Genomic DNA, 1,120 nt, shown 5'->3' with positions numbered 1-1,120 from the left:
CGACGGGAATCCCACCCGCTATATGATACGACCTATGCTCGGCCGCACACGCACCCGTTAGTTTGAGTGTATTATTTCACAAATTCCCCCATTAAAAATAATACAAAATTCACCGCCATAGAAATAACTTTATTATGATTTACAGTTTACATGACTGAAATTCGTATTAATAAAGACCTCCATTTACGATTCAAATTTTTACATGTGAATTGCTAATCAAGTAATAACTCGGACTTAAATACGATTACAGCATTTCCTGCAATTCTTACTTCCTCTGGCTCCTGATTACAAATTTTCACTTGAACATCAATAATACCCGCCCGTTTTATAGCTTCGCCCTGCACTGCTTTAAAACTAAATAAAGTATTATCATGTTTGACAAGTCTGTGATGTATCAAGTATGCGCCTAAAGGACCGTTCGCATTACCTGTAACAGGGTCTTCGTTAATACCAATTGCAGGAGCAAACATTCTTCCATGAATTAAAATATCAGAGTCGGGAGCATTCATCGTAAAAACATAGAAACCATTGCAATTAATTAATCCACTGACTTTTGTGAGTAAATCCATATTAGGGTTTAATTGGTTGAGAAGTTCCGAATTTTTAATTCCAATCATCACCTTAGAATGCCCGGTAGAAACGATTTGTACTGGACAACCTTCTAATAAATCATTTTCACTAATATTGAAAGCTGTAAATATGTTCTCTAAAGCTACACCTACAATCACAGTTTCAAAACTTATACTACCCTGCGTCATAATAATTTTGTAATCATTATCTTCATTAATCACATCGACTGGTAAAATGCCGGCACCAGTTTTATGATAAACTTTAACTGTATTTAAACTATTTTCAACTGCACGAGCATAGTGGGCAGCGATCGTCGCATGTCCACAGATAGGAACCTCATGAGTAGGCGTAAAAAAACGAATATGTACATCAGATTTGCTATTGTCTGATTTAAAGATAAATGCCGTTTCCGAATTGTTAAGCTCTCTAGCAATCCTCTGCATCTCACCCGAAGATAAACCATCTGCATTTGTTATTACACCAGCCGGATTACCTGATAATTTTTCTTTCGTAAATGAATCAATTTGATATAATCGGTACTTTCTTGCCA

The 1,120-nt window shown here is 36.0% G+C and carries 1 protein-coding gene; it reads right to left on the bottom strand.

Translation table 11 applies throughout. The annotated features are described in order from the left end of the window. Nucleotides 1–212: 212 nt before the first annotated feature. Nucleotides 213–1,120, bottom strand: a 908-nt coding sequence (locus AC1DUW_RS29940) for a PhzF family isomerase (RefSeq protein ID WP_477644324.1), incomplete at its 5' end; no start/stop codon positions are given.

Source organism: Peribacillus sp. P4_C12 (genome assembly GCF_056402095.1).
This window is presented reverse-complemented; position numbering and strand designations above follow the sequence as displayed.